Origin of the sequence: Mesorhizobium sp. M2A.F.Ca.ET.037.01.1.1, assembly GCF_003998075.1 — a bacterium.
Classification (GTDB): Bacteria; Pseudomonadota; Alphaproteobacteria; order Rhizobiales; family Rhizobiaceae; genus Mesorhizobium.
The window spans coordinates 1-3,281 of the sequence record NZ_RZSA01000774.1; the positions used below are offsets into that span (position 1 = coordinate 1).

Below are 3,281 nucleotides of genomic sequence, written 5' to 3' on the forward strand. Positions count from 1 at the left end.
GCTCGGCCCCGATCAGATCATTTCGTCGAATGCCTATGGCGTTGCCGCCGCCGCCCAGTCGGTTGGCGCACGCGCACTCGATCTCGGCATCGCCGCCGACCGCAAGGAGGCGATCGCCGCGCTGGTCAGGAGAGCGGTCCAGGCGGGCCCGGATGTCATCGTCACGCTGGGCGGTGCCTCGGTCGGCGATCACGACCTGATCCATGACGTGCTGACCAGCGAGGGCATGCGGCTCGACTTCTGGAAGATCGCCATGCGCCCCGGCAAACCGTTGATGTTCGGCCGGCTTGGCAATGTCCGCTGCATCGGCCTGCCAGGCAATCCGGTGGCCAGCATCGTCTGCTCGCAGCTCTTCCTGAAGCCGCTGCTTGCCCGGCTCGGCGGCCGCAATTTCAGGCAGGACGTGCGAACGGCCAGGCTGGGCGCCGCGATGCCGGCTAACGATCTCAGGCAGGACTATGTTCGCGCCGTGGTGCGCGAGGACGCCGGCACCCTGGTCGCGACGCCGTTCGGCATCCAGGACTCCTCGATGCTCAGGATGCTCGCCGACGCCAACGGCCTGATCATGCGCGAGCCCTTTGCGCTGGCTGCGGAGGTTGGCGCCGAATGCAGCGTGCTTATGCTGCGCTAATGCGTCGATGCAATCGATCCGCTAACATGTCGACGCAGTCGATGTGATACGTCTCTATTCTTCGACCAGCGTTCGGGTCAGGGGATGGTCCGGATCTGCGAGACCATCGACGACGTTGAAATGATGCCGATCCGGCTCGACAACTGACTGGGTAGCGGCGCCAAGCCCCCTCCAGATGTTGGCGAGCAATACGCTCTGGCGCAGGAATTCCGAGCGCTCGCCGCCGCCGACCCAACAGGTGATGCGGGTTCCTTGCACGGGCCGCAGCAGCGCCGGGCTTTCGCTAAACGCTTCCCGTTCGTCGATGTTCAGCGTCTCGTTCAAAGCCGTGAACATCAACGACCGAAGGTCGTGCAGGCCTGAAATCGAAACGACCTTGCGTATGCGTTGCGCCACCATGGCGCCCAGCGGCGAAGTCGTCGTCGCCATCCGGCTGGCGAGATGTCCGCCGGCCGAATGTCCGGTCAGCATCAGCGGTCCCTCGACCATGGCCGCCGCTTTGCCGATCGCGGCCGCGACTTCATTGACGATGCCGCCGATCCTGGTTCGCGGGCACAGCGTATAGGAAGGCATGACGACGGCAAAGCCGCGGCCGACAGCGCCGGCGGCCAGATGCGACCAGGATGTCTTGTCCGATTCCATCCAGTAGCCGCCATGGATGAACACGACGAGCCCCTTCGGCGCGGCAGGCGGGAGGAAGAGATCGAACCGGCTGCGCGGCGCCTCGCCATAGACGATGTCGAGCCGCGCCCTGCCCTGCGCCAACAGCTTTTCGCGAAATGCCTGAGCTGGGCCGTCCCAGGCCGCCGGCCAGCGGTCGCCGCCAGCGATGTTCGCGCCGTTGGCGTAGGCGTCATCCCAGTCGACAATGCGGAGTCCCAGCACCGGCCCCTCCTGCGATCTGATCGATTTCGAGTTGTCTTTGTTCGGCATGCCATTCGAAGTCAGGTGACGGCCTCCTTGATCGCATAGCGCGCCTCCTGCCAGGCGCTCGTGCGCAGGATGTCTTCCAGCACCTCGACGGCGGCCCAGACATCCCGGTAGCCGACATAGAGTGGCGTGAAGCCGAAGCGAACGGTCGACGGCGCGCGGAAATCGCCGATCACGCCGCGCTCGATCAAGGCGCGCATCACCTGGTAGCCATGTGGATGGGCGAACGACACCTGGCTGCCGCGCTCGGCGCCGTTGCGCGGGCTTTCTAGCTCGAGACCGAACGCGCCGCATCGAGCTTCGACAAGGCGGATGAACAGATCCGTCAGCGCGACGCTCTTCTCGCGCACGGCAGTCATGTCGACTTCGTCCCAGAGATCCAGCGAACCTTTCAGCGCCCGCATCGACAGCATCGGCTGCGTTCCGCACAGGAATCGCCGGATGCCCGTGCCGGCGGCATAACCCTGCTCGAACGCGAACGGTCGGGCATGGCCCCACCAGCCGCTGAGCGGCTGGCTGATGTCGTGATGATGGCGGGTGGCGGCATAGATGAAGGCAGGCGCGCCCGGTCCGCCATTGAGATATTTGTAGGTGCAGCCGATCGCGAAATCGGCATTCGAGCCGTCGAGATCCACCGGCAGGGCGCCGGCCGTGTGGCAGAGGTCCCAGACGATCAGCGCGCCGGCGTCATGGGCCTTGCGGGTCAGGGCCGCCATATCGCGCAACCGGCCGGACTTGTAATTGACGTGGTTGACCAGGATGACCGCGACACGGTCGTCGATCAGTTCCTCGATCGTCGGCGCATCGACGCCCTCGAGCCGCAGCACCGCGCCGGGCCGCGTCGAGGACACCCCCTCCGCCATGTAGAGGTCGGTCGGAAAGCTGTCGCCTTCGGCAACGATCACCGAGCGGTCGGGTCGCATCGCGAGCGCCGCATGCAGGACCTTGTAGATGTTGATCGAGGTGGTGTCGCATACCACCGTCTGGCCAGGCGCGGCGCCGATCAGACGCCCGAGCCGGTCGCCCAGCTGGACAGGCATGTCGAACCAGCCGGCGGTGTTCCAGGCACGGATGATATCCTGCGCCCATTCCTGCTTCGCGGCCGTCTCGATCTCGTTGAAGACATTGATCGAAGCGGCGCCCAGTGAATTGCCATCAAGGTATATCACCCCTTCCGGCAGAACAAAGCGATCGCGCAAGGGGCGCAGCGGGTCCGCAGCGTCCATCGCCTCGACCTCGGCAAGATCGGGAATTCCCCTCATGTGCTACCGCCTCCATTTCGACCCAGGCCGCTACATCCCTCCGGCGACCAAGGCGGTTGTCCCATCACCGTCCGCAACCCGGCAAGAACCTTCTGTCCTATATTAGCTGGTCCATAGACGGCAAAGGCTGAGGATCGGAATCGTCGCCAAGGTTGGCATTTTGAGTTCGTTTCGTTCACGTTACGGTACATGGTTGGGTCAGCTGACTGGATCCCTTCAGCACCTCCGCGACGATGTCGCCTCTCAATTTCAGCATAAGGAGAATTGCAAAATCGAGCGGAATCAATGACACAGCCCAACCGGTGGCGGCCAGGCACCGTCGGATGCAACATTCTTTCGCCCGCCTTAAGAAATTCATTAAACTTTAAACGGTTGCGGAACACAACTGGAACAGATAGTGTTTGTTCTGGGTTTGTTTTTCTGATTCTGGTTTCGGAACCCGTGGGGGCCGCCAATGC

The 3,281-nt window shown here is 63.6% G+C and carries 3 protein-coding genes; 1 reads left to right on the top strand and 2 read right to left on the bottom strand.

The features are described from left to right. On the top strand, positions 1-631 hold a 631-nt coding region (locus EOA27_RS28735), incomplete at its 5' end, for a molybdopterin molybdotransferase MoeA (RefSeq protein WP_145970591.1). A 54-nt stretch (positions 632-685) separates the two neighbouring features. On the opposite strand, the gene EOA27_RS28740 is transcribed toward EOA27_RS28735, so the two are convergent. Further along, positions 686-1,516 carry an alpha/beta hydrolase gene (locus EOA27_RS28740; protein WP_245467048.1) on the bottom strand — a complete coding sequence of 277 codons (831 nt, stop codon included), beginning with the start codon at positions 1,514-1,516 and terminating at the stop codon, positions 686-688. A gap of 59 nt (positions 1,517-1,575) precedes the next feature. Continuing rightward, positions 1,576-2,823 (bottom strand): kynureninase, encoded by a 1,248-nt coding sequence (gene kynU, locus EOA27_RS28745; protein WP_126082660.1) that lies wholly within the window; start codon positions 2,821-2,823, stop codon positions 1,576-1,578. Positions 2,824-3,281: the final 458 nt, after the last annotated feature.

What these genes read in the sequence shown, in the direction of transcription:
- kynU (WP_126082660.1), bottom strand. Translation starts at nt 2,823, where the DNA reads ATGAGGGGAATTCCCGATCTTGCCGAGGTCGAGGCGATGGACGCTGCG.